Here is a 20,951-nt window from a genome sequence, read left to right on the forward strand (position 1 = left end):
CACCACTGAGTTCCGATGGAGGAACGCCATGGCCACGACACCCGTGCTCCGCAGGATCGCGATCGCGCTGGTCGCGGTCGTCGCAGTGGGTGTGGCGGGCTCCACGATCGGTAGGCCTGCCCTTGCCGCGTGCCGGACCGGATCGTGGGGTGCCCCTGAGCGGGGCCGCTCTCTCTATCCGTCCGGCAGCCGCTCTTGACATGCGAGCGAAGTAAGTGTTCGATCAGTCACATGCCTTCCCCCTCCTCCCGCTCCACCGCCGAGGCGCAGCGCGAGCGGATCACCGCGGCGGCGCTCCACGTGTTCGCGCGCACCGGCTACGCCGCGACTCCGATCACCGAGGTCGCCGCCGAGGCCGGCGTCTCGCCCGCCTACGTCTTCCGCCTGTTCCCCGGCAAGCTCGGCGTCTTCGTCGCGGCCGTCGACCGCTGCTACGAGCAGGTCGCGTCCACGCTCGCGGCGGCGGGGGAGGCCTCGCCCTCCTCGGATCCGGCCGACCGGCTCGAGGCGATGACCGTCGCCTACATCGACCTGATCGCCGACCGCGACCTGATCATGCTGCAGTCGCAGGCGCAGAGCGCGTGCGACGTCCCCGAGATCCGCGAGGCTGTGCGCCGCGGGATCTCCGCGGTCGTCCGGACGGTCACCGTCGTCTCCGGAGCCGACGGCCCGGCCGTGCAGCGCTTCATCGCCTACGGGCAGCTCTGCCACCTGATCGTGCAGACCGACCTCGGCGGCGTCGACTCCGAGTGGGCCCGCATCGTCTCCGACGGCATCCGGCACCGCGACTGAGTCCGCGGCGCTCGCCTCTCCTCCTCTTCTTCCTCCCCTCCTCCTTCTCCTCTTCGCCACCATCCCTTTTCATATCCGCCGTTGTGACTGTTCGGTCACTCACCTACGATCTCCAGGAGCCCCTCATGTCCACCACCCTTCCCCGCACCACCACCCGCGTCGTCCTCCCCGGGGTCGTCGAGCCGTCCGGGCTGCTCCTCGAGCAGGCGCCGGTCGAGCCTCCTGCGGCCGGCGAGCTGCTCGTCGCCGTCGAGGCCACCGGCATCTCGTTCGCCGAGCAGTCGATGCGCCGCGGCCGCTACTTCGCCCAGCCGCGGTTCCCCTTCACGCCCGGCTACGACCTCGTCGGCCGGGTCCTCGCGGTCGGCCCCGGCGGCGCCGCGTCGTTCGAGGGCCGCCGGGTCGCCGCGCTCACCAAGACCGGCGGCTGGACCGGGCACGCCCGTGTCGCCGCCCGCGACTGCGTTCTCGTCCCCGACGCGGTCGCGTCGGAGGACGCCGAGGCCGTCGTGGTCAACGGAGTGACGGCGTGGCAGATGCTGCACCGCGCGGCCCGGGTCTCCCGCGGCGACACGATCCTCCTGTTCGGCGCGAACGGCGGAGTCGGCGGCCTCGTGCACCGCCTCGCCCGCCTCGAGGGGATCCGCGTGATCGGCGCCGCCTCGCCCCGCCACCACGAGGCCCTCCGAGCGGCCGGAGTGGAGCCCGTCGACTACGCCGATCCCGACCTCGCCGCCCGCGTGCGCGAGCTCGCTCCCGGCGGAGTGCAGGCCGTGTTCGACAACGTCGGCGGAGCGACGACCCGGCTGGCGTGGTCGCTGCTCGCGCCCGGCGGCACCCTCGTCGCGTACGCGATCGTCAGCGCGAGCACCGGGAGTATCTGGCCCCCCTTCCTCCGCCAGCTCGCGCGGATCCAGGCCTACCAGCTCGCCCCCAACGGCCGGCGCGCGGTCTTCTACGACCTCTGGGCGGGCCACTCGCTGCGCCCCGCGCGCTTCCGTGCGCGGCTCGAGGAGGACCTCGGACGCGTGCTCGGACTCCTCGCCGACGGCTCGCTGACGGCCAACATCGCCGCCCGCTTCCCGCTCACGGGGATCGTCGAGGCGATGGAGCTCGCCGAGTCCCGGACCCTCGACGGCAAGGTGATCCTGCTGCCGTGAGGGCGGTGCGCCCGGGTGGAGGCTGATTCCGGCGCGGAGGCGCCCGGGCGGCGAGCGGAGGAGAATGGCGCGGTGGACACGGGACTGGTCGAGGTGCTGAAGGCGCTGGGCAACCCCGCGCGGCTGCAGATCATGGAGTGGCTCCGCTCTCCCGAGGCGTCGTTCAGCGAGTTCGAGCCGATCGCCGACCGCGCCGAGTTCGGGGTCTGCGTCACCCATCTCGCCGCGAAGAGCGGTCTCGCGCAGTCGACCATCTCGTCGTACATGGGATCCCTGGAGCGCGCGGGCCTCGTCCGCTCGACGCGCGTCGGGAAGTACACCCACTACCGGAGGAGCGACGCCGACGTCGACGGGCTCCTGAAGCGGCTCGGAGCGTCGATCTAGCGACGTATCGCGAATCGTCGATATGATCGGCGGCATGACCGATGCTGCCGAGGCCGCCCCCGTGCGCCGCGCTCTCCTCGTCCACGCCCATCCCGAGGAGCGGTCCTTCTCCTCGGCGCAGGCGGACGCGGTCCTCGAGCAGCTGAGGGCCGACGGCATGGAGGTCCGCCGGCTCGACCTGTACGCCGAGGGCCGGGACCCGGTGCTGCACCGCGACCAGTTCGCGCCCGGCTCCGGCTACTTCAAGCCGCAGGTTCAGCAGATGACCGCGGTCCTCGAGAAGACGCTCGGGGAGCCCGTCGCGAGCGATCTCGACGAGCTGATGCAGGCGGATCTCCTGGTGCTCTCGTTCCCCCTGTGGTGGTTCTCGATGCCGGCGATCATGAAGGGCTGGATCGACCGGGTCTTCGTGATGGGCGCGACCTTCGGAGGCGAGCACGGCGTCTTCGCCGAGGGCGGCCTGCGCGGCAGCAGCGCCATGCTCCTGCTGACGACCGGCGGCGGCGAAGCGGCCTTCGCGCCCGGCGCCGCCGACGGCTACGGCGACCTGCAGTCGTTCCTCTTCCACATCCACCGCGGGATGCTGGAGTTCGTCGGCTACGACGTCCTGCCCCCGGTGGTCACCTACGGTCCCGCCCGCCTCGACGCGGCTGGACGCGAGGACGCCCTGCAACGGGCGCGAGCGCAGGCGTCCGCATCGACGGCCCGGCTGCGCGGCGCCTAGCAGCCGCTGCGCGCCCGGCAGGAGTCAGCTGCCCGCTCGAAGCGCCGCCACGAGCTGCCGCAGTTCGGACGCGTGGTCCCGCTTCCACTCGCGGAACGCCGGAGTCCCGTGCTGGTCCTCGGACGCGGGGACGTACTCCACGACGGCCACGTCGAGGACGGTGGCGAGCGCGTCGTCGTCCGGCTCCGTCGAGGTCCCGGCGACGCCGACCGTCGCGGAGTGATCGACGCCTGCTCCGGAGAGGGTGATCGTCCACAGCTGGATCGGCCCGTCGGGCGTCCGGGTCGCGTCGCCGGTCCTCGCGTGGACGACCTCGATGACGACTCCGCCCACCGTGCGCTGCATGGCCCGAGCGTACTCAGCGGATCCGCGTGCGGCCGAGCGGGCCCGCCCAGGGAGGCGCCGCGCTGCCGTGTCCGGCCGTCAGCCGAAGAGGAGCGCCGCGCCGATGACGATCGCGGTGAGCCCGAGGATCGCGAGGAGGACTGCGCCGCAGTCGACGACCGCGAACCAGGCAGCGCCGCGCCCCCCGAGCGTGGCGGGCTGCCTCACGGCCAGCACTCCGACGATCAGGCCGGCGATCGCTGCTCCGACGACGGCGACTCCGAGCAGCAGCGCGCCCCAGCGGGCCCAGGTCGCACCCGCTCCGAGGAACAGGAGGAGCAGGAGGAGCGCGATGCCGACGCCCACGACCCGCGTCAGCACGAGCGCCGCGGCGGCTCGGCGGTTCTGGGCGGGGCGGACGAGACGCGTCCACTCCTGCTGCAGGGGGATCGCACTGCCCCAGGGGACGCGCGCCGAGACGGTCGACCACGACGATCCGTCCCACCACCGCTCGAAACCGGGGCGCTCGGGGTCCGGAAGCCATGCGGGCCCTGCGGGGCGGAGGTCCGTCTGCGCGGGCTCGGCTGCGGTCATGGGCACACCCTGGCAGAGGGGCACGCCTGCTGTCATCGCCGGATGTCGCGCGGGAGACGGCAGCGGGTTCCCCGCCTCCCGGCCGCGCTCAGTCCCGCGACCGGCTCGCGTGCGCGCGGGCCTTCATCCGGTTGCCGCACGTCGCCATCGAGCACCACTTGGCGGTGCCGGGGCGGCTGCGGTCGAGGAGGAAGAGGTTGCACTCGTCGTTCGCGCAGGCGCGGAGCCGCCCGGGGAACCGGGTGTTCACAGCGGACCAGGCGAGGACCGACTCCACCGCGAGTCGAACCGGCTCGGGAGCGCTCAGCTCCCACACGACGCCCTCACCGGTGACGCGCGGGGTGCGCACGGCGTGCGCGACCAGGTCCGCGAGCTCCACGACGGCCGCGGGCGCGCCCGAGCGCACGACGGCCTGGAGCGCGTCGCGGGCACGGCGCAGCTGCTCGAGCTCGTCCTCGGTGCCGACTCCGCCCCACCGCCGCGCGAGCTCGCGACCGGACGCGTCGCCGAGGCCGTCCGTCGGCCGTCCGTCCACCACCGGCGCGCTGTTCAGCACCGCCAGGAGCAGCTCCTCGTCCCGATCCATCGCTCCCCGTCCTCCCGCCGTGCGGCCCGTTCGATCCATGCTAACGTCCGGCTAACCAGTAAATCTACCGTAAGGGGTTAGCCATGGTCGTCGTCCATCACCGCACCGTGTCCGTCGACGGACTCGACGTCTTCTGGCGGGAGGCCGGTCCCGTCGACGCGCCCGTCCTCCTGCTGCTGCACGGGTACCCGAGCAGCTCGCACATGTTCCGCCACCTCCTTCCCGCCCTCGCGGGGCACTACCGCGTCATCGCCCCCGACCACATCGGCTTCGGACGCTCGTCCGCGCCCTCCGTCGACGACTTCGACTACACGTTCGCGGCCCTGACCGCGGTGACCGGCCGCTTCCTCGAGACCATCGGGGTGACCCGGTACACGATGTACGTCCAGGACTACGGCGCCCCCGTCGGCTGGCGCCTCGCCCTCGCCGATCCGTCCGCGGTCGTCGCCGTGATCTCGCAGAACGGCAACGCCTACGAGGAGGGCTTCGTGCCCGGCTTCTGGGACCCGATCTGGGCCGACGCCGCCGAGCGGACCGACGAGACGCGCGAAGCCCTCCGACCGGCCCTCGGCCGGGAGGCCGTCGAATGGCAGTACACCCACGGTGTCCCCGACTCCACCACCGTCGATCCGGACGCCTGGGAGCACGACCTCGCGCTCCTCGCCCGCCCCGGCCAGGATGACGTGCAGCTGGCGCTCTTCCGCGACTACGCCACCAACCGCGAGCTCTACCCCGCCGTGCATGCGTGGATCCGCGAGTCCGGAGTCCCCGTCCTCGCCGTCTGGGGCCGGAACGACGAGATCTTCGCCCCCGCCGGCGCCCAGGCGTTCCTCCGCGACGCCCCTCACGCGCGCATCGAGCTCGTCGACGGCGGGCACTTCCTGCTCGAGTCCCACCTCGACCGCGTCGTCAGCGCGATCACGGACTGGCTGCGCCCGGCGTGATGCCCGAGGACGGGCGGGAGGGCCTCGTCGCCCGCCCGACGCTCCTCAGCGGACGGTGGTGGCAGCGGTGTCGGCGTTGCTGCGGATCGACGGATCCGGAGCCCTCACGGAGAAGGTGGTTGCGAGCGCTGTGACCGTGCCTGCGCTCGCGGCCGTGACGGTGATCTTCTCGGTGGAGGTCCGCCCGTTGCCGAGGCTGGAGCACTGGAAGACCACGACGCTGCCGATGCGGGTGTACTTCCCCGTCGCGGAGACGAACCGCACCCCCGGCGGGAGGATCACCTTCGAGTAGACGGACGTCGACGTGGAGGGTCCGGCGTTCTTCGTGATGAGCGTGTACGTGAACGTCCTCCCCTTCACCGCGGTGGTCGGAGCGGAGACGTCGACGCGGAGGTCGGCCTTCGCAGTTGCGGACGCAGGGGACACGGTGAGAGTGCTCTGCGCGGTCGCGGTTCCGGCGGTGCTGGCGGCCTGCACGGTGAAGACGTAGGCGCCGGTCCTGGTCGGAGTGCCGGTGAGGCGCCCCGTCGGATCGAGGGTGAGACCCGGGGGCAGGGCGCCCGACGACACGGTCACGACGGGAGCCGGAGTTCCCGCGACCGCGTAGGTGAAGTCGTAGGCCGAGCCGACGACGCCGGCTGCGACGGTTCCGCTGATCGTCGGCGCGACGGGTGCAGGCGGGGCGGCCTCGACGGTGATCCGCCGCGAGGCGGTGGTGGTCGTTCCGAAGGAGTTGGTCGCGGTGACGGTGAAGTCGGAGGTTCCGGGTTCTGCGGGCGTGCCCGTCACGAGCCCCTCGGGAGTCAGGGTCAGTCCGGGCGGGAGCGTCCCGCTGGCGAGGGTGTGGTCCGCGAGGCGCGCATCCCCTCCGAAGGCGAAGGAGAACGGAGTGCCGACCGTCGCCGTGGGAGGCGCGGCAGCCGTGAGGACGGGACGGGTCCCGGTGGCGAGGGTGAAGCCGTAGCCGGCGTCGATCGAGGTGACCCCCTTCAGCCCTGCGGGAACCGTGGACTGGCCGACGGTGTCGTCGCCCCAGGCGGCGACGGTGCCGTCCTCGCGGAGCGCCACGCTGTGCCCGTACCCGGCGGCGACCGCGACGACACCGGTCAGCCCGGCGGGGACGTCGCTCTCTCCGTCCCTGTCGCTCCCCTCGGCGACGACGCTGCCGTCGGCGCGGACGGCGAGGTCGTGGGTCCGTCCCGCCGCGACCGCGACGATGTCGGAGTAGCCCGCGAAGATGTCGTCGGGGCCGTCGTAGCCCCAGCTCACGACGCTGCCGTCGCTCGTGACGGCGAGGGTGTGGAAGGACGCGGCGGAGATCGCCACGACGTCGTCCAGACCGGGAGGCGCCTCCAGCACTCGCCCCTGGTCGTATCCCCAGATCGCCACTGTCCCGTCGTCGCGGAGCGCGACGCTGTGGGTGCCGCTCGAGTCGATCGCGGTGACGCCGCTCAGCCCGGCCGGCGGCTCGGTGTACCGGTCCTCCGGGGGGAAGAGCGGCGCGACGGTGCCGTCCTCGAGAAGCGCCAGATCGGGGGAGACGGCCGCGACGCCGCGGAGGTCGTCCGCCGGGAAGGGGCCGCCCTCGAGGTTGTCACCCCAGACGGCCACTGTGCCGTCGCTCCTCGCCGCGACGCCGTAGTACTGGCCGGCCGCGATGGAGACGGCGTCGGTCAGATCCTCGGGGGCGCTCGCCCGACCGTCCTCGTCGTATCCCCAGCCCACGACGCGCCCGCCCGCGACAGGATTGTCGGCCGCATGAGCCGCGGCTGCGGTGCCGGCGAGCGGCCCGTCGAGGGCGGCGAGGCCGGTCCCGAGGAGGAGGGCGCCGGTGAGGAGCGCGAGCGGGCGGACAGTGCTTCGGAGGCGCATGGGGGTCTTCCGGTCGGGTCGGCCGTCGTCGGCCGCCCTGCGACCGTGACAGCTGCGAGCGCCGTGGGCAACGCCCTCTTCCGGCCACGTCCGGAAGAGGGCGCCCGGGTGGACGTCCTACGTCGGCCCCGCTCGCCTGGTCCTGTTCACAACGGAGGAAGGATGAGGCTCCGGCGCCCGTTCCGCGCGGATCGCGGGGTCCTGGAGCAGATCCATCCTTCGTTGTGAACACCGTCTGGACGAGGTCCCGCGTCGGCGATGCTCCGAAGCCCGGCTTCGACCTCGCGCCGCAGGGGAGGCTGCCGGCGGCGCACGCGATCGTCGCCGCCGACCTCGAAGCGGCTGAGCGCCGGGGAGGCGTCCCCCTGCAGTCCGGCGACGCGCTCGTCGTCCGCAGCGGGTGGGGCTTCTCCTGGGACTCGGAGGAGCAGGCCCCCGGCAGGACCGTCGACGCCGTGACCTGGATGCACGAGCGGGGCGTGGCGCTCCCCGCGGGGGACGTCGGCGACAGCTTCCCCCCTCACGATCCCGAGATGCCGATGCCGATGCCGATGCACAGGGTCGCGCTCGCACGGCTGGGCATGCCCCTCATCGACAGCGCGGACGTGGAGCAGCTCGCCGTGGTCTGCGCCGAGCTGTCCCGCTGGTCGTTCCTGCTCAGCGTGGCCCCACCGCACCTGCTCGGGCTCACCGGCGTTCCGGTCACTCCGATCGCCGTCTTCTGACGTGCGCCGCCGCCGCTCCGCGGATCGCCGCCGAGGACCCGCCGCTCGCCGCTCAGCGGCTGAGGAGGGCGACGAGGTCGGTCGCGATGCGGTGCTCGACGTCGGCTGGGACGGGCTGCACGGCGGCGTCGAGGTCCGCGGTGACGACGGCGGCGAGGCTCCGTGCCTGGAGGGTCAGGCCGAGGTCCATCGCCTGGATCGGGTTGCCGCCGGCCGCGGTGAGGTTGATCATCCGGCCGTTCTCGAGGCGGACGATCTGCTTGCCGTTCTTCAGGCGGATGCCCTGCCGGCGCTGTCCGTCGGCGAACTCGGTGGTCGACTCCGTGGCGGCCGCGAGGGCGTCCTCGTCGATCTCCCACGGGAAGTGGCCGACGCCCGCGATCACGGCGCCGTCGGCGAACGCGTCGATCTCCGCGGCGCCGATGACACCGGGTGCGCCGGTGGCGGTGAAGACGAACTGCGCGTCCGAGAGGACGTCGGCGACGGGTCCGACGCGGTGGCCGCGGAGGATCGCCTGCAGCGAGCGGATCGGGTCGACGTCGGCGACGGAGACGCGCGCTCCGAGCTGCGCGAGGGTGTCGGCGACTCCGCGTCCGCACGGGCCGTAGCCGATGACCGCGGCGCGGGTGCCCGGGATCATGAGGTTCGTGGCGTTCATGAAGCCCTGGACGACGCTCTGGCCGACCCCGTACTCGTTCTCGACGATCAGCTTGAGGGGCGAGTCGTTGATGACGACGACCGGTCGCGGGAGGGTCGCGCTGTTCTCCCGCAGGCGGATGCCGCCGGTGGTGGTCTCCTCGGTGCCGCCGAGGTAGTGGTCCGGGACGCCCGAGTTGATGAGCCGGAGAGTCAGGTCGGCGCCGTTGTCGAGGGTGAGATCGGGATCGTGCTCGAGCACCTTCTCGATGTTGCGGAGGTGCTCCGCCTCGCCGTCGCTCTGCTTCGTGTGCACGTGCACGCCGAGGGTGCGGAGGTCGTCGGCGACGTCGTCCTTCGTGGTTCCGGGCGAGCCCGTCAGAGCGATGTCCATCCCGGCCTCGACGAGGAGCGAGACGAGGGCGGCGGTCTTGGGCTCGACGTGGAGGCAGATCGCCAGCTTCTTCCCGGAGAGCACCGGAGCGAGCTCCCGGACCGCCTGCGCGGTGAGGGGCATGTGGTCGAGAGCCCAGCGGCTCGCCGGGTGGGAGAGGGAGGAGGTCATGGCGGGTCCTGTCTGGAGTGGGTAGGTGCGTGCGTCGAGTGGGGGCGGCGTGTCGCCGGCGGCGCGGGAATCGCGTCAGGGCGCTCGGCCCCCGGCGGGCTGCCGCCGCGCCCGGCGTCGCGCGTGCTTCGAGTGCGCTTCCCGGTACGGAAGGTCTTGAGGAGGCCGATCGCCGGGGACGGCCGCGAGAGGCAGCACTCGCTTGCTCTCTGCGAGATGGAGCCTGAGGTGCATCTCCTCACGCTGCGCCGAGGTCGGCACGGCGCGGATCGTCATCGGTGAGGACACCAGCCCAGTCTGTCGATCCGGACGCGCCCTCGCTCGGATGATCGTGCCCGGCGGCAGCACCTCGGGAGGGGCCGACCTGTCGTGCGGTGACGTCCCGCGCGGATCGACAGGCGCGCCGCGTCCGCTCACCCTCCGGTGACTGGGCGAGGGGCGTCGAAGAAGAGGTAGGACACGAAGTGGATCGCAACGGTGGCGGCGATGCCGGCGGCGGGCGTGATCCAGAAGCTCCTCAGGGGGGCGGAGAGGCGACGGACGACGATGAACGAGACGACGGGAGTGATGACGACGAGCACCCACGGAGCGAAGGCCGCCCATTGGACGGCCCGCCCGAGCGTCGACAGGTCGGACCACTCATCGACGGCAGGATAGTTCTCGGAGGCGTAGCCCAACAGTCCGAATGGGACCAGGTTGACAGCGATCACGAGGTGGACCAACGCGAGCACTCCGATCCGGAGGCGTGCACGAGCGAGGTCCACTGCGCGAGTCGAGGAGGTCACGGGCGAAGGCTATCGGCGTCGCCGGGAGCGCAGAAGGAGCGGTGGTCCTCGCTTTCGGCGGTCGCTGCGCTACAGCCGCGCGAAGAACCCAAGGCCCCCAAGGCGAGGGCGGCGCTGGTGAACGCCACCGCTACCCTGACGCCATGCGCCGCAGCCTCGACGACCCTCTTCGGAACCGCGTCCGCACCGGCTCTCCGTCCGTCGCGTCCGCCTGATGGAGCGGCGACGGACGGACCGCTCGGAGCCGGTTCGCGAGTTCCGGCCCTCGAGGGCCCGGCAGAAGAACGAGTCGCGACGCCTGAGGCCGGTTGCCGTGCTCCCCGCGCTGGTCCTGCTGGCGGGGAGCGTCTGGGGAGTCGTGGTCGCCGACGACCGAGGTGCGGCGCTGGCCGTCTACCTCGGGCTGTTCGGCTTCGCCGCCGCGGTGGCTCTGGTGATCGTCGGAGTGCTGGCGCTCCGCAACCGGCGGTTCCTCGCCACCGCGTCCCTCCGGATCTCGGACCGGACGATCGAGTGCACGGACGCTCGAGGCAGGGTCGTGACCTTCGACCGCGCCGACCCATCGGTGAAGGCGCTGCTCGCCTGGGTGCCCGCCGACCCCAACAGTGAGGGGATCAACCTGCCCCCGTCGCTCATCCTGTTCCTGTCGGACGAGAGCCGGTCGCTCCGGCTCCGCGGGGCGGACTGGGAGATCGAGGATCTGCGAGCCGTCGTCGCCGCCGTGACGACGCCGCTCCTGCCGGCGGCGCGTGGCGTGCACGCCGGTAGCCGGAGCATGTGGGCGCGCCTGACCGGAGCCGCTCGTCGGCAGGAGATCGAGGCGCCGCCCGCCGCGGAGAAGACGCTCAGCCCCTCCGAGATCAACGAGCTGATCCCCGGCGCGATGAGCTTCCGCGAGACCCGTCCGCTGACGTTCGCCCTCCTGATCGGGTTCGGCTCGGTGGCTCTCGTGCTGGGCGTCGTCGTCGGAGTCGCCTTCGTGGTGGTGCCCGGGTAGCGGTGCAGGTCGGCGGCCGTGCCGTGGACCGCTGGGCGGGAGACGCGGGCGACAGGCCCACGCCCCCGACCGGCGACCCCGCCGGGGTGATATTGCCCGCGCCCTAGGCTCCACGCATGACACTCACCCAGGACTCCGGTTGGATCTGGTTCGGACTCGCGATCGTCACCGCCGGTCTCGCCGAGCAGAAGGGCCGCTCGCGCTGGCGCTGGTTCGTGCTGGGGCTGCTGCTCGGGCCGATCGCGACGGCCCTCGTCGTGCTGTGGGCGCGACCGGAGGGCGGAGTGGCGACGGACGTGCGCTGGAACTTCGCGATCGGCGCCGGCGTCGCCGCGGCGGCGCTCGTCCTCGTCGCCGTGACCTCGGCCCTCTGGCTGCTTCTCATCCCGGCGGCGATCGCGGCGCTCGCCGCCGGTCTGCTCGCCTGGCTGAGCCGCCGCGTCCCCTACGAGCACCTGCCCCGCTGACGACCGCCGCCTGGTCGAGCCTCGGAACTCGAGATCTCGCGGCCCGAGGCGGGAGGCGCCTCACTTTTCGGACAAGATCGATGACCTCGCGAGGATCGGCCGGCCGCGGCGTCAGCGTTTCGGCCAGGCCTCCCACACTCGACTGAAGGGCGCGGTCAGCTGCTGCCCGTCGTGGCCGATCCTGTGACGCACCCCGACGTCGTTGCTGTAGCCGCTCGACCAGCCGAGCTCGCTGCCGCTCCCGATGCGGTAGCCGACGATGATGCCGTCCTTGCCGGCGGCGATGCTCTCCTCGTAGCGGCCCGCGACGACGTCGAAGACGGTGCGCTCGAGGTCGTCCGCGAGGGCGGTCCACTCGTCGTCGCAGGCGTCGCAGCCGCAGACGGGGTAGTTGAAGCGGTGCAGTGCTCCGGCGTGGAGGAGGACGCCGGGGAAGACGGTCCAGACGATCGTCAGAGGTGCGGCGTCGACCGACCGCGGCGTCACGCGGACGGCGCGGGCGGCCCAGGAGATCTCCGCTTCGTCTCGTGAGGCCAGGGCCGGGTCGTCCTCGACCGTGACGTCGTAGGTGCGCTCGAGGTGCCCGAGCAGGGCGTCCGCGACGGTGTGCAGCGGCTGGAAACGCTCGAGATCGCTCGTGACGGAGTAGCTCTCGTCCGGAGGCGACTCACCCTGCCAGCGAGTGCCGTAGGGGATCGGCCGGCCGTCCTCGCCGATGAAGACGCGGTCCGCGACAGCCGGTCGGGCGTAGTCCGTCATGGACGAGAGGGTACGACGCGAGCCGTCCCGCCGTCAGGTCGGCGACTTCCTGCCGACGGGTGCCGCCCCACCCAGCCGCACGTCCCCCTCCGGATACGCGTCGTGCGAGAAGCGCAGCCGCACGCCCGCCGCCTCGACCCGCTCGAGCACCTCGGACGTCCGCTCGTGCGCCCGTGCGTCGTCGCTGATGAACCGCGGCAGTCGGCGCAGGCGCGAGGACCAGCCGAGGAACTCGCGCCCCCACGCCGTGTCGCCGGCCACCAGCACGCGCCCCTCGACGAGCACCCCCAGGTGACCGCGTGCGTGCCCCGGCAGCGGCACCACGAGCAGCGACCCGTCGCCGAACAGGTCGAATCCGGTCAGCCCCTTGATCGTCGTCGCGGGCTGCTCGTCCGCCACGATCCCGGCCGCGAACCACGGCGGCAGCAGCGCGCGGAAGATCCCCTCGCGCACGCGGTTCCGCCGCACGGAGGCGACCTGGCCCGACGACAGCACGAACGTCGCGTCCGGGAACCAGCGCACGCCGCCCACGTGGTCCGGGTGCAGGTGCGTGAGCACCACGAACTCCACGTCGGCCGGGGTCAGGCCGAGGGCGAGCAGCCGCTGGTCGACGGTCTCGTCGTCCGGCACCGTCGCGGGCAGGATCCGCTCGTACAGCCGTCCGACGAGGCCCGTCCCGCGGAACGTCGGCGGGTAGCCCGTGTCCACGAGCACCCGTCGGCCGCTCGCGTGCGTGTAGAGGAAGACGTTCGAGGGGAAGACGCGGCGGGGGAGTCCCTCCCCGCGGAACACCCGGGACAGCGGGAAGACGGTGCTCCCGCACGCCATCACCTGCAGCGACGACTCAGCCACGTGTCCTCCTCAGGTGCTCGCCGACCCGGCGGATGCCCTCGGCCAGCGGCACGGTCGGCTCGTAGCCGAGCTCGGTCCGCGCCCGCGAGATGTCGAGGGTCTGCGCGTAGGCGAGGGTCGCCACGGTGTAGCGGGTGAACGGCGGCTCGCGGCCGGGCAGCAGCCGGTAGACCCGCTCCAGGATCTCGGCGAGCGCGGTCAGCACGCGCAGGTCCACGCGGATGAAGCGCGGCTCCTCGCCCATCGCGGCGAAGAAGCGCTCGAGGAGGTCGCCGAGCGGAGCGGGCTCGCCGTTGGTGATGTTGTAGACGCCGCCGTCGGCCACGGGAGCGTCGGCAGCGAGGACCAGCGCGTGCGCGGCGTTCTCGACGCAGGTGATGTCGACGGGGTTCCGGCCGCCGTCGAAGAGGGGGATGCCACGGCGGCGGCTCGCGGCGACGAAGCGGGGGAGGAGGCTGGGGTCGCCGACGCCGATCAGGCCGCGGGGGCGCAGGATCACGAGCTCGGGGATCCGGCCGGCGCGGTGCGCCCCCTGCAGCAGCCGCTCGGCCTCGATCTTGCTGCGGATGTAGAGGCTCATCCGGCTGCCGGTGTCGACCTCCTCCTCCCGCACCAGGTACTGGTGGCGCCGGGCGGAGTAGATGCTCGGGGACGAGACGAAGACGAAGCGGCGGATCCCGCAGCGCTCGGCCAGCGCGATCATCGCCTCCGTCCCCGCGACGTTCGCGCGCTCGAACTCGCTCCACGTGCCCCACGGGCTCGAGAGAGCGGCGGCGTGCACGAGCACGTCGGCCTCGACGGTCGTCGCGCCCAGCTCGGCGAGGTCGGCGCGGAGGACCGTGGCGCCCTCCTCCTCCAGCCGCGCCAGCGCCTCGGGGGCGCGACCGGTGGCGAGCACGTCGTCACCCGCGGCCAGGAACTCGCGCACCGCGTAGCCGCCGAGGAAGCCCGTCGCCCCGGTGATCAGCACGCGGCGCCGGCGCTCAGCGGACATCGACGACCTCCAGCCCGCGCTTGCGGCCCCAGTACCAGAGCAGGATCCCCAGGTACCCGAGCGCCTTGCCCTTCCGGATCGACATCAGCACGACCGCGTCCTTGTCGAGCAGCGCCTCGCTCCGCCCGATCACCTGGCAGACCTTGAGGTGCAGCTCCAGGTCCTCGTCGGTGTCGTCGATGCTCGAGCGCGGGAAGCCGTCGACCTGGAGGTACAGCGCGGCGTCGATCGCGAGGTTGCAGCCGGCGGCCATGAACATCCGGTACCGCTGCCCGGGCCGGCGGTAGAAGACGGCCGGCGCGTGCTCCATCAGGCGGATCAGCGCGGTGCCGAGCACGCCGTCGTACCAGCGGTAGACGGCCTCGTCCCGCCGCGGGGACAGCCGCCCGCCGACGAAGCGGGCGCCGCCGCGGAGGTCGGCCTTCAGGCGCGCCACCCAGTCGGCGCTCGGCAGGCAGTCGGCGTCGGTGCGGGCGACGGCCGTCGCGCCCTCGGCGATCGCGTGGCGGAAGCCGGTGTCGGAGGCGGCTCCCGTGCCCTTCTGCGCCTCGTCGATCACGGCGACCTGCCGCTCCGGGCACCGGCGGCGGAACTCCTCGATCACGGCGCGCGAGCTGTCGGTGCTGCCGTTGTCGACGAGCAGGAGCGTGAAGTCCGGATCGGTCTGGCGGGCGAGCGCGTCGAGGGCGCCGCCGAGCAGCTTCTCCTCGTCGAGGAAGGGCACGACCACCCAGAATCCGCGCGCGTCCATCCGTCCCCCGCTCCGGGACCATGGTGTCGGCGGGGGCCCGTGCCGTCAAACCGCGCCGAACAGTGCGCGCGGAGGTACAGAGGCGCGCTATACAGGGATTCGCTCCGCACGTCCCGGGGCAGGAAGGGGCCCGCGTGCCCGACCTCCTCCCGCTCCGCATCCTCGGCACGGGCGAAGCGCTGCCCGAGCGGATCGTCACGACCGCCGAGGTCGCCGCGCTCTGCGGCCTGCCCGCCGACGAGGCCGAGCGCCGCTCCGGCGTGCGCACCCGTCACTGGGTGGCCGACGACGAGGACCCGCTGGAGCTCGGCCTGCTCGCCGCCCGCCGGGCTCTCGCGGCGGCCGGGCTCGACACGGTCGACGTGGTGCTCAACGCCTCGGGCACTCAGCTGCAGGCGATCCCGGACGGAGGCGCGCTGCTCGCGGCGGGCCTCGGCCTCGACGACGTCTCGGCGTACAGCGTCGGCGCCACCTGCCTGTCGTTCCTCTTCGCTCTGCAGGAGGCGGGGTTCCTCCTCGCCACGGGGCGCGCCGACACCGTGCTCATCGTCTCGACCGACTGCGGCAGCCGCGGCATCGACCCGGGCCAGCCCGAGAGCGCCCTGCTCTTCGGCGACGCGGCCGCCGCCGTCGTGATCGGCCGCGCCGAGACTCCGGGCCAGGGCCTGGTCACCACGCACTTCCGCACCCGCCCGAGCAGTGTGCGCCACGCGGAGCTGCGCGGCTTCGGCTCGCGGATCCGCATCGAGGAGGCGCCCGACCGGCTCGCCGACTTCCGCTTCGACATGCAGGGCAAGGCGCTGCTCGTCGACGCATTGCGGCACTTCCCGGCGTTCCTGGAGGAGGTGCGCCCCGGCCTCTCATCCGGGCTCCCCGGCATCGACCGGGTCGTCCCGCACCAGACCAGCGCGGCCGGGCTCGAGGGCATGGCCCGCCTCTGGGGTCGCGACCGGATGACGATCACGCTCGGCGAGGTCGGCAACACGATCGGCAGCGCGATCCCGCTGGCCCTGCACCGCTCGCGCGTGCAGCCGGGGGAGTCGGTGCTGCTGGTGGGCACGGGCGCCGGCACCCACTACGGCGCGGTGGTCCTGCAGGCGTGAGGGGCGGACGGCCCGGAGGCCCCGGTCGCACGGCCGCCGCGGAGCCGGTCGCGGCGCTGCTCGCCCTCGTCGGGACGATCGGAGGGGTGGTCTCCGTCGTCCTCGCCGCGCTCGGAGCCGCCGCGAGCGGGCTGGTCCTCGCGGGTTGCGCGAGCACGTACCGCAGCAGGTTCCTCGAGGTGCACGACCCGCCGATCGACTGCCTCGCAGGACCCGCGTGGCCCTTCCTCCTGTGGTCGGCCCTCGTGGGCGTCGGTGCGCTGCTCGCCTGCTCCGCCCTCGTCATCGGCGCCTACCGGCCCCGCTGGTCGGTCCCGATCGCCGTCGCCCTGGCCGCTGCGACCGCGGTGTGCGCGCTGCTGACGCTCCCGACCGGCAGCGTCTAGCCGAGGAGCGACAGGGCGGAGAGCCCGAGGAACGGGGCCGTCACCAGGAGGCAGATCGCGGCGGAGTGCCGGAACCCGTGGTCGGAGTCGCGCCCGCCGACCAGGCGGCTGAGCAGGCCCGTGACCAGCGGCGGGAGCAGGAACAGCAGCAGCCACGGAGCCAGGACGTCGGCGCCCGGCGCCGTCCAGTCCGGCTGGTCGTCGCGATCCAGCGGCGGGAGCCGTACGAGGAAGAACGCGGCCGTCAGGACGAGGGACGGGAGGACGGACAGGCAGGTGAGCGTGATCGCGGTGAACCTCGCCCCGTCGTCCCGGGAGTACCGGGCCCGGTCGGGATCGGGTGCCGGACCCCGGTCGGTGTCCTCGTCCCAGCCCGGACTGCTGAAGCGGATGCGTCCCATCAGGCGATCATGCCGTCTCCGGGCGGAGCCCTCGACCCGCGGAGGAGGGGCCGGTCCAGCGGCCGGACGCCGGGGCGTCACGAGGTGCACGGCCGCGGGGCGGCCACGTCGGCGGTCAGTGCTGTCCACGGAGGGCGCCGGAACCGCCCGCCCCTTCGTCACCGCCCTGACCGCCGCGACGATCGAGGCCGCGGAGGAGCACGCCGCGCGCTCCCTCGGAGGCCGCCTCGCGACGCCCCTTGTGGCCGTCCTCGATGAGGCCGCGAACGTCTGCCGGTGGAAGGACCTCCCCGACCTGTACTCCCACTACGGCTCGCGCGGAGTCCCGATCATGGCCGTGTTCCAGTCCTGGTCCCAGGGCGTCGGCGTGTTCGGCAAGGACGGCATGCTCAAGCTGTGGTCCGCGGCGAACGTGAAGCTGTACGCCGGCGGAGTCGCAGAGGACGAGTTCCTGCGCACCCTCTCCGAGCTGATCGGCACCTACGACAAGGAGACCACCTCCGCCAGCTACAACAAGGGCGTCCGCTCCACCACCTCGGCGCTGCGGCGAGAGAAGATCCTCGAAGTCTCCGACCTCACCAGCATGGGCCGCGGCCGCGCCATCATGCTCTCCTCCGGCTCCCGCGCGGCCCTGGTCGACACGGTGCCCTGGTACAACGGGCCGAAGGAGCAGGTCGCCGCGATCAACGCCTCCATCGCCGCCCACGACGCCAGTAGCGGACCCGCGAACGCTGCACCCGTCTCGCCTGTCGTGACGGTGATGCCTCCGCTCGAGGATCAGCCTGCGGCGGACGTCGACGCGGAGCAGAACGCGACTCTCCGGGGCGAGCGATGATGACGAGGATCTGTTCGGCGTCGACGTGGATCCCGTCACGCTGCACCCCGTCGAGGAGGAGGTGGACGAGGAGGAGGTGCCTGCGACGTACTTCGGATCTGCCGACGAGTGGGTCAGGAAGTTCCTCCGGCCCTCCTATCGACCTATCGACGCCGGGTGACGGCCAAGGGCCAGGCCGCCGGCGACCGGTGGGCGGCTGAGTGGTGGAGCAGCGTCGAGGCGCTGACGCGCATCGAAGCCCTCTGGCGGATGTGGGAAGAGACTCGTACCAGTGCGGGCTCCCTGAGCGCCTACTGGATCAATCACCTCGACCCGCACATGCGAGTCCTGCTCTCGCCCAGCGGCCCGTTCGCGACGTCGACGGACGAGAACCGACCGGGCGACATGCTGCCTTACACCGCGCCGCCGACCGGGATGTTCCCGCCGGATGTGCAGGGCTGAGGACAGCTCACGAGGAAAGACTTAGACGCCCAGCGAGGTGACCTTGCCGATCAGATCGCGGGTGAGGCGGTGTCGGTGGTGGCGCCTGGTGAGCGTAGGACCGACGCCGCTAGGTGGTGGCCGCTCTTGCATGCGAGTCGCAGGTCGCGATTGCGGAGGAATCCGGTTAGAAATCCCGCGGCGAAAGCGTCTCCAGCGCCGGTGGAGTCCCGGACGTCCGACACAGGGGACACGGGGACACTGATTGGATGTGGCACGTTGGCGATGTGCGTGGCGCGGGAGCCGTTCTTCAGCACGACAATGGTGTCGCTGATGGCTTCGAGCCGGGTGCCCGCTTGAGGTCCGACGAGCCCCAGTACCGCAGCTTCGTCGGAGTTAGCGATGAGGAACTGGGGTCGTAGCGCGGCCATCAGCTTGAGGAAAGCATCCGGCCCGAACCTTTCGAGGACGGATGCGGAGGATGCGTCGATCGACAGGGGGATACCGAGGGCGGTTGCTGTGCGGGCTGATGCTTCGACGTGTTGGCGCAATGCGGGGCCGTCGAAGGAGTAAGCCGGGATGTGGAGCAGCTCTATGTCGCGGAGCTCGTCGGGGTCGAGGGCCGTCAGGAGAAGAGATGCGCCGCGATCGGGCAGCATCGAGCGCTCACCCGAGCGGTCGACGAGGAGGACGATCGTCCCGGTCGAGCCGCGCCGTTGGAGTCGGAGTTCGACGCCGTGTCCCGCGAGGTCGTCCGCAAGCGCGTTGCCGGTGGGGTCGTCGCCGACCGCACCGTAGAACCGAGTGGGGTAGGCGCTGGCCGATGCGAAGGCGGCGACGTTCGCGGCGCTTCCGCCGCGCGATCGATGGATGGACACCACGGTGTCTGTTCCGTGGCGGAGGGGCTCGTCCATCCAGACGACCACGTCCTCGACGAGGTCTCCTAGCACTCCCAGCATCGTTGCTCCTTGGCGGGTGGTCGGCGTGGTGCTCTGACCGTAGCGGTCTCGTTACTTCCCGCCCGGATTCAATGAGGAGTGGCTGATAGCGTGCGGCTATGAGTGTCACTCTCCGGCAGGTCGAGATCTTCATCGGCGTCGCGCAAGCGTTGCACTTCGGTCGTGCCGCTGAGGCCATGAACATCTCGCAGGCCACGGTGAGCCAGGAGGTTCGGCGGCTGGAGGTGGAGCTCGGGCTGAGCCTGTTCCGCCGCTCAACGCGATCGGTGGTGCTGACGCCGGCTGGCGTTGCCGTTCTCGAGGAGGGACGTGCGCTGCTGGAGGCGGCGGCGTCGCTGACCGATCGGGCGAAGCTGTTCCGGGACGAGTACGTGAACAGACTTCGGGTCGTCGCGTCACCGAGCGTTGTGAACAGGTTGCTGCCGCAGTCGATCAGTCGAGCGGAATCGGCGCTGCCGGACCTGCGAATTGAGGAGGTCGCGGCTGAGAGCGGGGAGGTGGCTGCGAAGGTTCTCGCCCGGGGAGCCGATCTCGGCATCGGTCGCTTCCTCACCGTTCCGCCGGGCTACCAGAAGGAGAAGCTCACCGACGAGGCTTTCGTTGTCGCGTTGAGCGTGGACCATCCGCTCGCTCAGAGCGCCTCGGTTCAGCTGGCAGACCTGGGGTCGTTGCCGTTGCTGCTATGGGGGAGGGACCAGGCGCCGGAGTACTACGACGCCCTGCTCGAGCTGTGCCACATCGAGGACTTCAGCCCCCTCGTCCTCGTCAGCCCGCCGCGCATCGTGGGGTCTCGCCTGTACCTCATCGCAGAGGGACGCGCCTTCTCCTTGGTCCCTGAATCCATCGTGCCCTTCCTCCCCGCAGGGGTTCGAGGGATCCCCTTGGCCCGCCCTGCGTCGCTCCCACTCGAGGTGCTCTACCGGATCAATGATCCGCGGGACGGCATGACATCATTCCTCGACATCCTGCGCTCGGTCGCCCGCTCACCATCCGGCTCAACGCCTCGCGCCACATGACACGTCGAAGAGGCGCTGTCCGAATGCTGCCGTCCAGCCCCTGACTCGGCGTGATCCGTCTACTCCCTCGGACGCCACGCATCGAAAGGCCACACCCATGACCCGCACGCCGTCCAACGAAATCGACCTCTCGGTACCGGGTACGCCCTGGATCAAGATCTGCGGACTCACCACACCTGAGACGGTCCGAGCCGCGGTCGGGGCCGGCGCCGATGCTGTGGGCTTCGTGTTCGCCGCGGGGAGCCCGCGTCTCCTGCGAAGCGAAGACGCCGCTGTCCTTCGACGACACGTTCCTGCCGACGTTGAAGTCGTCGGAGTCTTCCGACGACAGAGCGTTGGCGAGATCTCGCAGATCGCGCGCACCGTCGGACTCGATGCAGTCCAGCTGCACGGAGGAGAGGGAGCGGACGTGATCGACGCGGTCCTGCAGCTCGGCGTGCCCGTCATTCAGGCGTTGAGCATGGACGACTACCTTCTGATGAGGCAGAACTCGACCGTGCCGGACCCGCGCGCTCGCCTCCTGCTAGATGCGCCAGATCCCGGGAGTGGATCCCTCGGCCGGGTCGACGAACTGGCTCAGCACCGTCCCGACGCCCCGTGGCTTCTCGCGGGCGGTTTGAACCCGGGCAACGTCCGACGCCTCGTTGAGGGCCTTCGTCCTTTCGGCGTCGACGTGTCTAGCGGAGTAGAGGAGAGCCGGGGCGTCAAGTCGGTTCAGCTGATCCGAGACTTCATCCGTGCCGCCCGAGGAGGCCTTGCACCCGAGCGATCACGCTGACCCCGAGCGACTCTGGCGAGACCGCTCCAAGAAATATCTCGCGAGAAACACCATTCTTCACCTCAAGCTATCAATTGCCGCGAAGTATCCATTGTTCACAGCTGAGCATGTAGCTAGCCTCGTCGCTATTCCGCCGACGACG

General features: G+C 71.8%; 27 protein-coding genes. 15 read left to right on the forward strand and 12 right to left on the reverse strand.

Translation table 11 applies throughout. From position 1 onward, the window contains the following. The first annotated feature begins 231 nt into the window (after nt 1-231). The 4 genes from C5C59_RS12605 to C5C59_RS12620 all read left to right on the forward strand — a co-directional run bounded on the left by C5C59_RS12605 (nt 232) and on the right by C5C59_RS12620 (nt 3,060). Nucleotides 232-792, forward strand: a complete 561-nt coding sequence (locus C5C59_RS12605) for a TetR/AcrR family transcriptional regulator (protein ID WP_104239208.1) — start codon at nt 232-234, stop codon at nt 790-792. A 125-nt stretch (nt 793-917) separates the two neighbouring features. Then, nucleotides 918-1,952: a medium chain dehydrogenase/reductase family protein gene (locus tag C5C59_RS12610; RefSeq protein ID WP_104239209.1), complete on the forward strand. Its 1,035-nt coding sequence runs from the start codon at nt 918-920 to the stop codon at nt 1,950-1,952. 72 nt (nt 1,953-2,024) lie between these two features. Further along, on the forward strand, nt 2,025-2,336 hold the full coding sequence (locus tag C5C59_RS12615; RefSeq protein WP_219812482.1) for a helix-turn-helix transcriptional regulator: 312 nt from the start codon (nt 2,025-2,027) through the stop codon (nt 2,334-2,336). 34 nt (nt 2,337-2,370) lie between these two features. Next, nucleotides 2,371-3,060 (forward strand): NAD(P)H-dependent oxidoreductase, encoded by a 690-nt coding sequence (locus C5C59_RS12620; RefSeq protein ID WP_104239232.1) that lies wholly within the window; start codon nt 2,371-2,373, stop codon nt 3,058-3,060. A 24-nt stretch (nt 3,061-3,084) separates the two neighbouring features. On the opposite strand, the gene C5C59_RS12625 is transcribed toward C5C59_RS12620, so the two are convergent. From C5C59_RS12625 to C5C59_RS12635, 3 genes are all read right to left on the reverse strand, one after another. Then, nucleotides 3,085-3,405: a hypothetical protein gene (locus C5C59_RS12625; protein WP_104239210.1), complete on the reverse strand. Its 321-nt coding sequence runs from the start codon at nt 3,403-3,405 to the stop codon at nt 3,085-3,087. 78 nt (nt 3,406-3,483) lie between these two features. Continuing rightward, nucleotides 3,484-3,978 carry a DUF2510 domain-containing protein gene (locus tag C5C59_RS12630; protein WP_181134900.1) on the reverse strand — a complete coding sequence of 165 codons (495 nt, stop codon included), beginning with the start codon at nt 3,976-3,978 and terminating at the stop codon, nt 3,484-3,486. 88 nt (nt 3,979-4,066) lie between these two features. After that, nucleotides 4,067-4,564 carry a CGNR zinc finger domain-containing protein gene (locus tag C5C59_RS12635; protein WP_104239212.1) on the reverse strand — a complete coding sequence of 166 codons (498 nt, stop codon included), beginning with the start codon at nt 4,562-4,564 and terminating at the stop codon, nt 4,067-4,069. An 83-nt stretch (nt 4,565-4,647) separates the two neighbouring features. Here C5C59_RS12635 and C5C59_RS12640 point away from each other — a divergent pair, with 83 nt between their 5' ends. After that, complete coding sequence (locus C5C59_RS12640) at nt 4,648-5,508, forward strand: alpha/beta fold hydrolase (protein WP_104239213.1); 861 nt, start codon at nt 4,648-4,650, stop codon at nt 5,506-5,508. Between the two features lie 45 nt (nt 5,509-5,553). On the opposite strand, the gene C5C59_RS12645 is transcribed toward C5C59_RS12640, so the two are convergent. Beyond that, nucleotides 5,554-7,380: a putative Ig domain-containing protein gene (locus C5C59_RS12645; RefSeq protein WP_104239214.1), complete on the reverse strand. Its 1,827-nt coding sequence runs from the start codon at nt 7,378-7,380 to the stop codon at nt 5,554-5,556. A gap of 224 nt (nt 7,381-7,604) precedes the next feature. On the opposite strand from C5C59_RS12645, the gene C5C59_RS12650 reads away from it, so the two are divergent. Next, nucleotides 7,605-8,105, forward strand: coding sequence for a cyclase family protein (locus C5C59_RS12650; protein ID WP_104239215.1), 501 nt, complete (start codon nt 7,605-7,607; stop codon nt 8,103-8,105). Nucleotides 8,106-8,157: 52 nt separating this feature from the next. On the opposite strand, the gene C5C59_RS12655 is transcribed toward C5C59_RS12650, so the two are convergent. Together C5C59_RS12655 and C5C59_RS12660 are read right to left on the reverse strand one after the other, a co-directional pair. Further along, nucleotides 8,158-9,306: an adenosylhomocysteinase gene (locus tag C5C59_RS12655; protein WP_104239216.1), complete on the reverse strand. Its 1,149-nt coding sequence runs from the start codon at nt 9,304-9,306 to the stop codon at nt 8,158-8,160. 413 nt (nt 9,307-9,719) lie between these two features. Further along, on the reverse strand, nt 9,720-10,091 hold the full coding sequence (locus C5C59_RS12660; protein ID WP_146082867.1) for a hypothetical protein: 372 nt from the start codon (nt 10,089-10,091) through the stop codon (nt 9,720-9,722). A 313-nt stretch (nt 10,092-10,404) separates the two neighbouring features. Here C5C59_RS12660 and C5C59_RS12665 point away from each other — a divergent pair, with 313 nt between their 5' ends. After that, entirely contained in the window at nt 10,405-11,088 is a 684-nt protein-coding gene (locus tag C5C59_RS12665; RefSeq protein ID WP_104239218.1) for a hypothetical protein, read from the forward strand. A gap of 116 nt (nt 11,089-11,204) precedes the next feature. Beyond that, entirely contained in the window at nt 11,205-11,555 is a 351-nt protein-coding gene (locus C5C59_RS12670; RefSeq protein WP_104226336.1) for a hypothetical protein, read from the forward strand. A 111-nt stretch (nt 11,556-11,666) separates the two neighbouring features. Here C5C59_RS12670 and C5C59_RS17345 read toward each other — a convergent pair whose 3' ends face one another. The 4 genes from C5C59_RS17345 to C5C59_RS12690 are packed head-to-tail and all read right to left on the reverse strand — an operon-like array spanning nt 11,667 to nt 14,911. Next, nucleotides 11,667-12,314, reverse strand: a complete 648-nt coding sequence (locus C5C59_RS17345; protein ID WP_181134901.1) for a DUF6226 family protein — start codon at nt 12,312-12,314, stop codon at nt 11,667-11,669. Nucleotides 12,315-12,347: 33 nt separating this feature from the next. Then, complete coding sequence (locus C5C59_RS12680; protein ID WP_104239219.1) at nt 12,348-13,166, reverse strand: MBL fold metallo-hydrolase; 819 nt, start codon at nt 13,164-13,166, stop codon at nt 12,348-12,350. Beyond that, a complete protein-coding gene (locus C5C59_RS12685) occupies nt 13,159-14,160 on the reverse strand; it encodes an NAD(P)-dependent oxidoreductase (protein ID WP_104239220.1) in 1,002 nt (333 codons plus the stop codon). Before C5C59_RS12685 ends, C5C59_RS12680 begins: the two co-directional genes overlap by 8 nt. Next, nucleotides 14,150-14,911 (reverse strand): glycosyltransferase family A protein, encoded by a 762-nt coding sequence (locus C5C59_RS12690; RefSeq protein ID WP_104239221.1) that lies wholly within the window; start codon nt 14,909-14,911, stop codon nt 14,150-14,152. Before C5C59_RS12690 ends, C5C59_RS12685 begins: the two co-directional genes overlap by 11 nt. Before the next feature lie 134 nt (nt 14,912-15,045). Here C5C59_RS12690 and C5C59_RS12695 point away from each other — a divergent pair, with 134 nt between their 5' ends. Then, nucleotides 15,046-16,014: a 3-oxoacyl-ACP synthase III family protein gene (locus C5C59_RS12695; RefSeq protein WP_219812483.1), complete on the forward strand. Its 969-nt coding sequence runs from the start codon at nt 15,046-15,048 to the stop codon at nt 16,012-16,014. 86 nt (nt 16,015-16,100) lie between these two features. After that, nucleotides 16,101-16,400 (forward strand): hypothetical protein, encoded by a 300-nt coding sequence (locus C5C59_RS12700; protein ID WP_146082868.1) that lies wholly within the window; start codon nt 16,101-16,103, stop codon nt 16,398-16,400. On the opposite strand, the gene C5C59_RS12705 is transcribed toward C5C59_RS12700, so the two are convergent. Beyond that, nucleotides 16,397-16,801 (reverse strand): hypothetical protein, encoded by a 405-nt coding sequence (locus C5C59_RS12705; RefSeq protein ID WP_104239224.1) that lies wholly within the window; start codon nt 16,799-16,801, stop codon nt 16,397-16,399. The two genes, C5C59_RS12700 and C5C59_RS12705, sit on opposite strands and share 4 nt — an antisense overlap. A 118-nt stretch (nt 16,802-16,919) precedes the next feature. Between C5C59_RS12705 and C5C59_RS12710 the strand changes: the two genes are divergently transcribed. Genes C5C59_RS12710 through C5C59_RS12715 form a run of 3 tightly spaced genes read left to right on the forward strand, consistent with a single transcriptional unit; the run spans nt 16,920 to nt 18,077 of the window. Beyond that, entirely contained in the window at nt 16,920-17,636 is a 717-nt protein-coding gene (locus C5C59_RS12710; protein ID WP_258062768.1) for a type IV secretory system conjugative DNA transfer family protein, read from the forward strand. 25 nt (nt 17,637-17,661) lie between these two features. Beyond that, nucleotides 17,662-17,796 carry a hypothetical protein gene (locus C5C59_RS17605; RefSeq protein ID WP_258062769.1) on the forward strand — a complete coding sequence of 45 codons (135 nt, stop codon included), beginning with the start codon at nt 17,662-17,664 and terminating at the stop codon, nt 17,794-17,796. After that, nucleotides 17,793-18,077 carry a DUF4913 domain-containing protein gene (locus tag C5C59_RS12715; protein WP_219812484.1) on the forward strand — a complete coding sequence of 95 codons (285 nt, stop codon included), beginning with the start codon at nt 17,793-17,795 and terminating at the stop codon, nt 18,075-18,077. Before C5C59_RS17605 ends, C5C59_RS12715 begins: the two co-directional genes overlap by 4 nt. Nucleotides 18,078-18,127: 50 nt before the next feature. Here C5C59_RS12715 and C5C59_RS12720 read toward each other — a convergent pair whose 3' ends face one another. Continuing rightward, on the reverse strand, nt 18,128-19,015 hold the full coding sequence (locus tag C5C59_RS12720; protein WP_104239227.1) for a PfkB family carbohydrate kinase: 888 nt from the start codon (nt 19,013-19,015) through the stop codon (nt 18,128-18,130). A 98-nt stretch (nt 19,016-19,113) separates the two neighbouring features. Here C5C59_RS12720 and C5C59_RS12725 point away from each other — a divergent pair, with 98 nt between their 5' ends. Both C5C59_RS12725 and C5C59_RS12730 read left to right on the forward strand, forming a co-directional pair. Then, nucleotides 19,114-20,031 carry a LysR family transcriptional regulator gene (locus C5C59_RS12725; protein ID WP_104239228.1) on the forward strand — a complete coding sequence of 306 codons (918 nt, stop codon included), beginning with the start codon at nt 19,114-19,116 and terminating at the stop codon, nt 20,029-20,031. A gap of 97 nt (nt 20,032-20,128) precedes the next feature. Further along, nucleotides 20,129-20,809 carry a phosphoribosylanthranilate isomerase gene (locus tag C5C59_RS12730; RefSeq protein ID WP_104239229.1) on the forward strand — a complete coding sequence of 227 codons (681 nt, stop codon included), beginning with the start codon at nt 20,129-20,131 and terminating at the stop codon, nt 20,807-20,809. Nucleotides 20,810-20,951: the final 142 nt, after the last annotated feature.

It is taken from the genome of Rathayibacter sp. AY1F4, assembly GCF_002931775.1.
In the GTDB taxonomy this organism is placed as follows: domain Bacteria; phylum Actinomycetota; class Actinomycetes; order Actinomycetales; family Microbacteriaceae; genus Rathayibacter.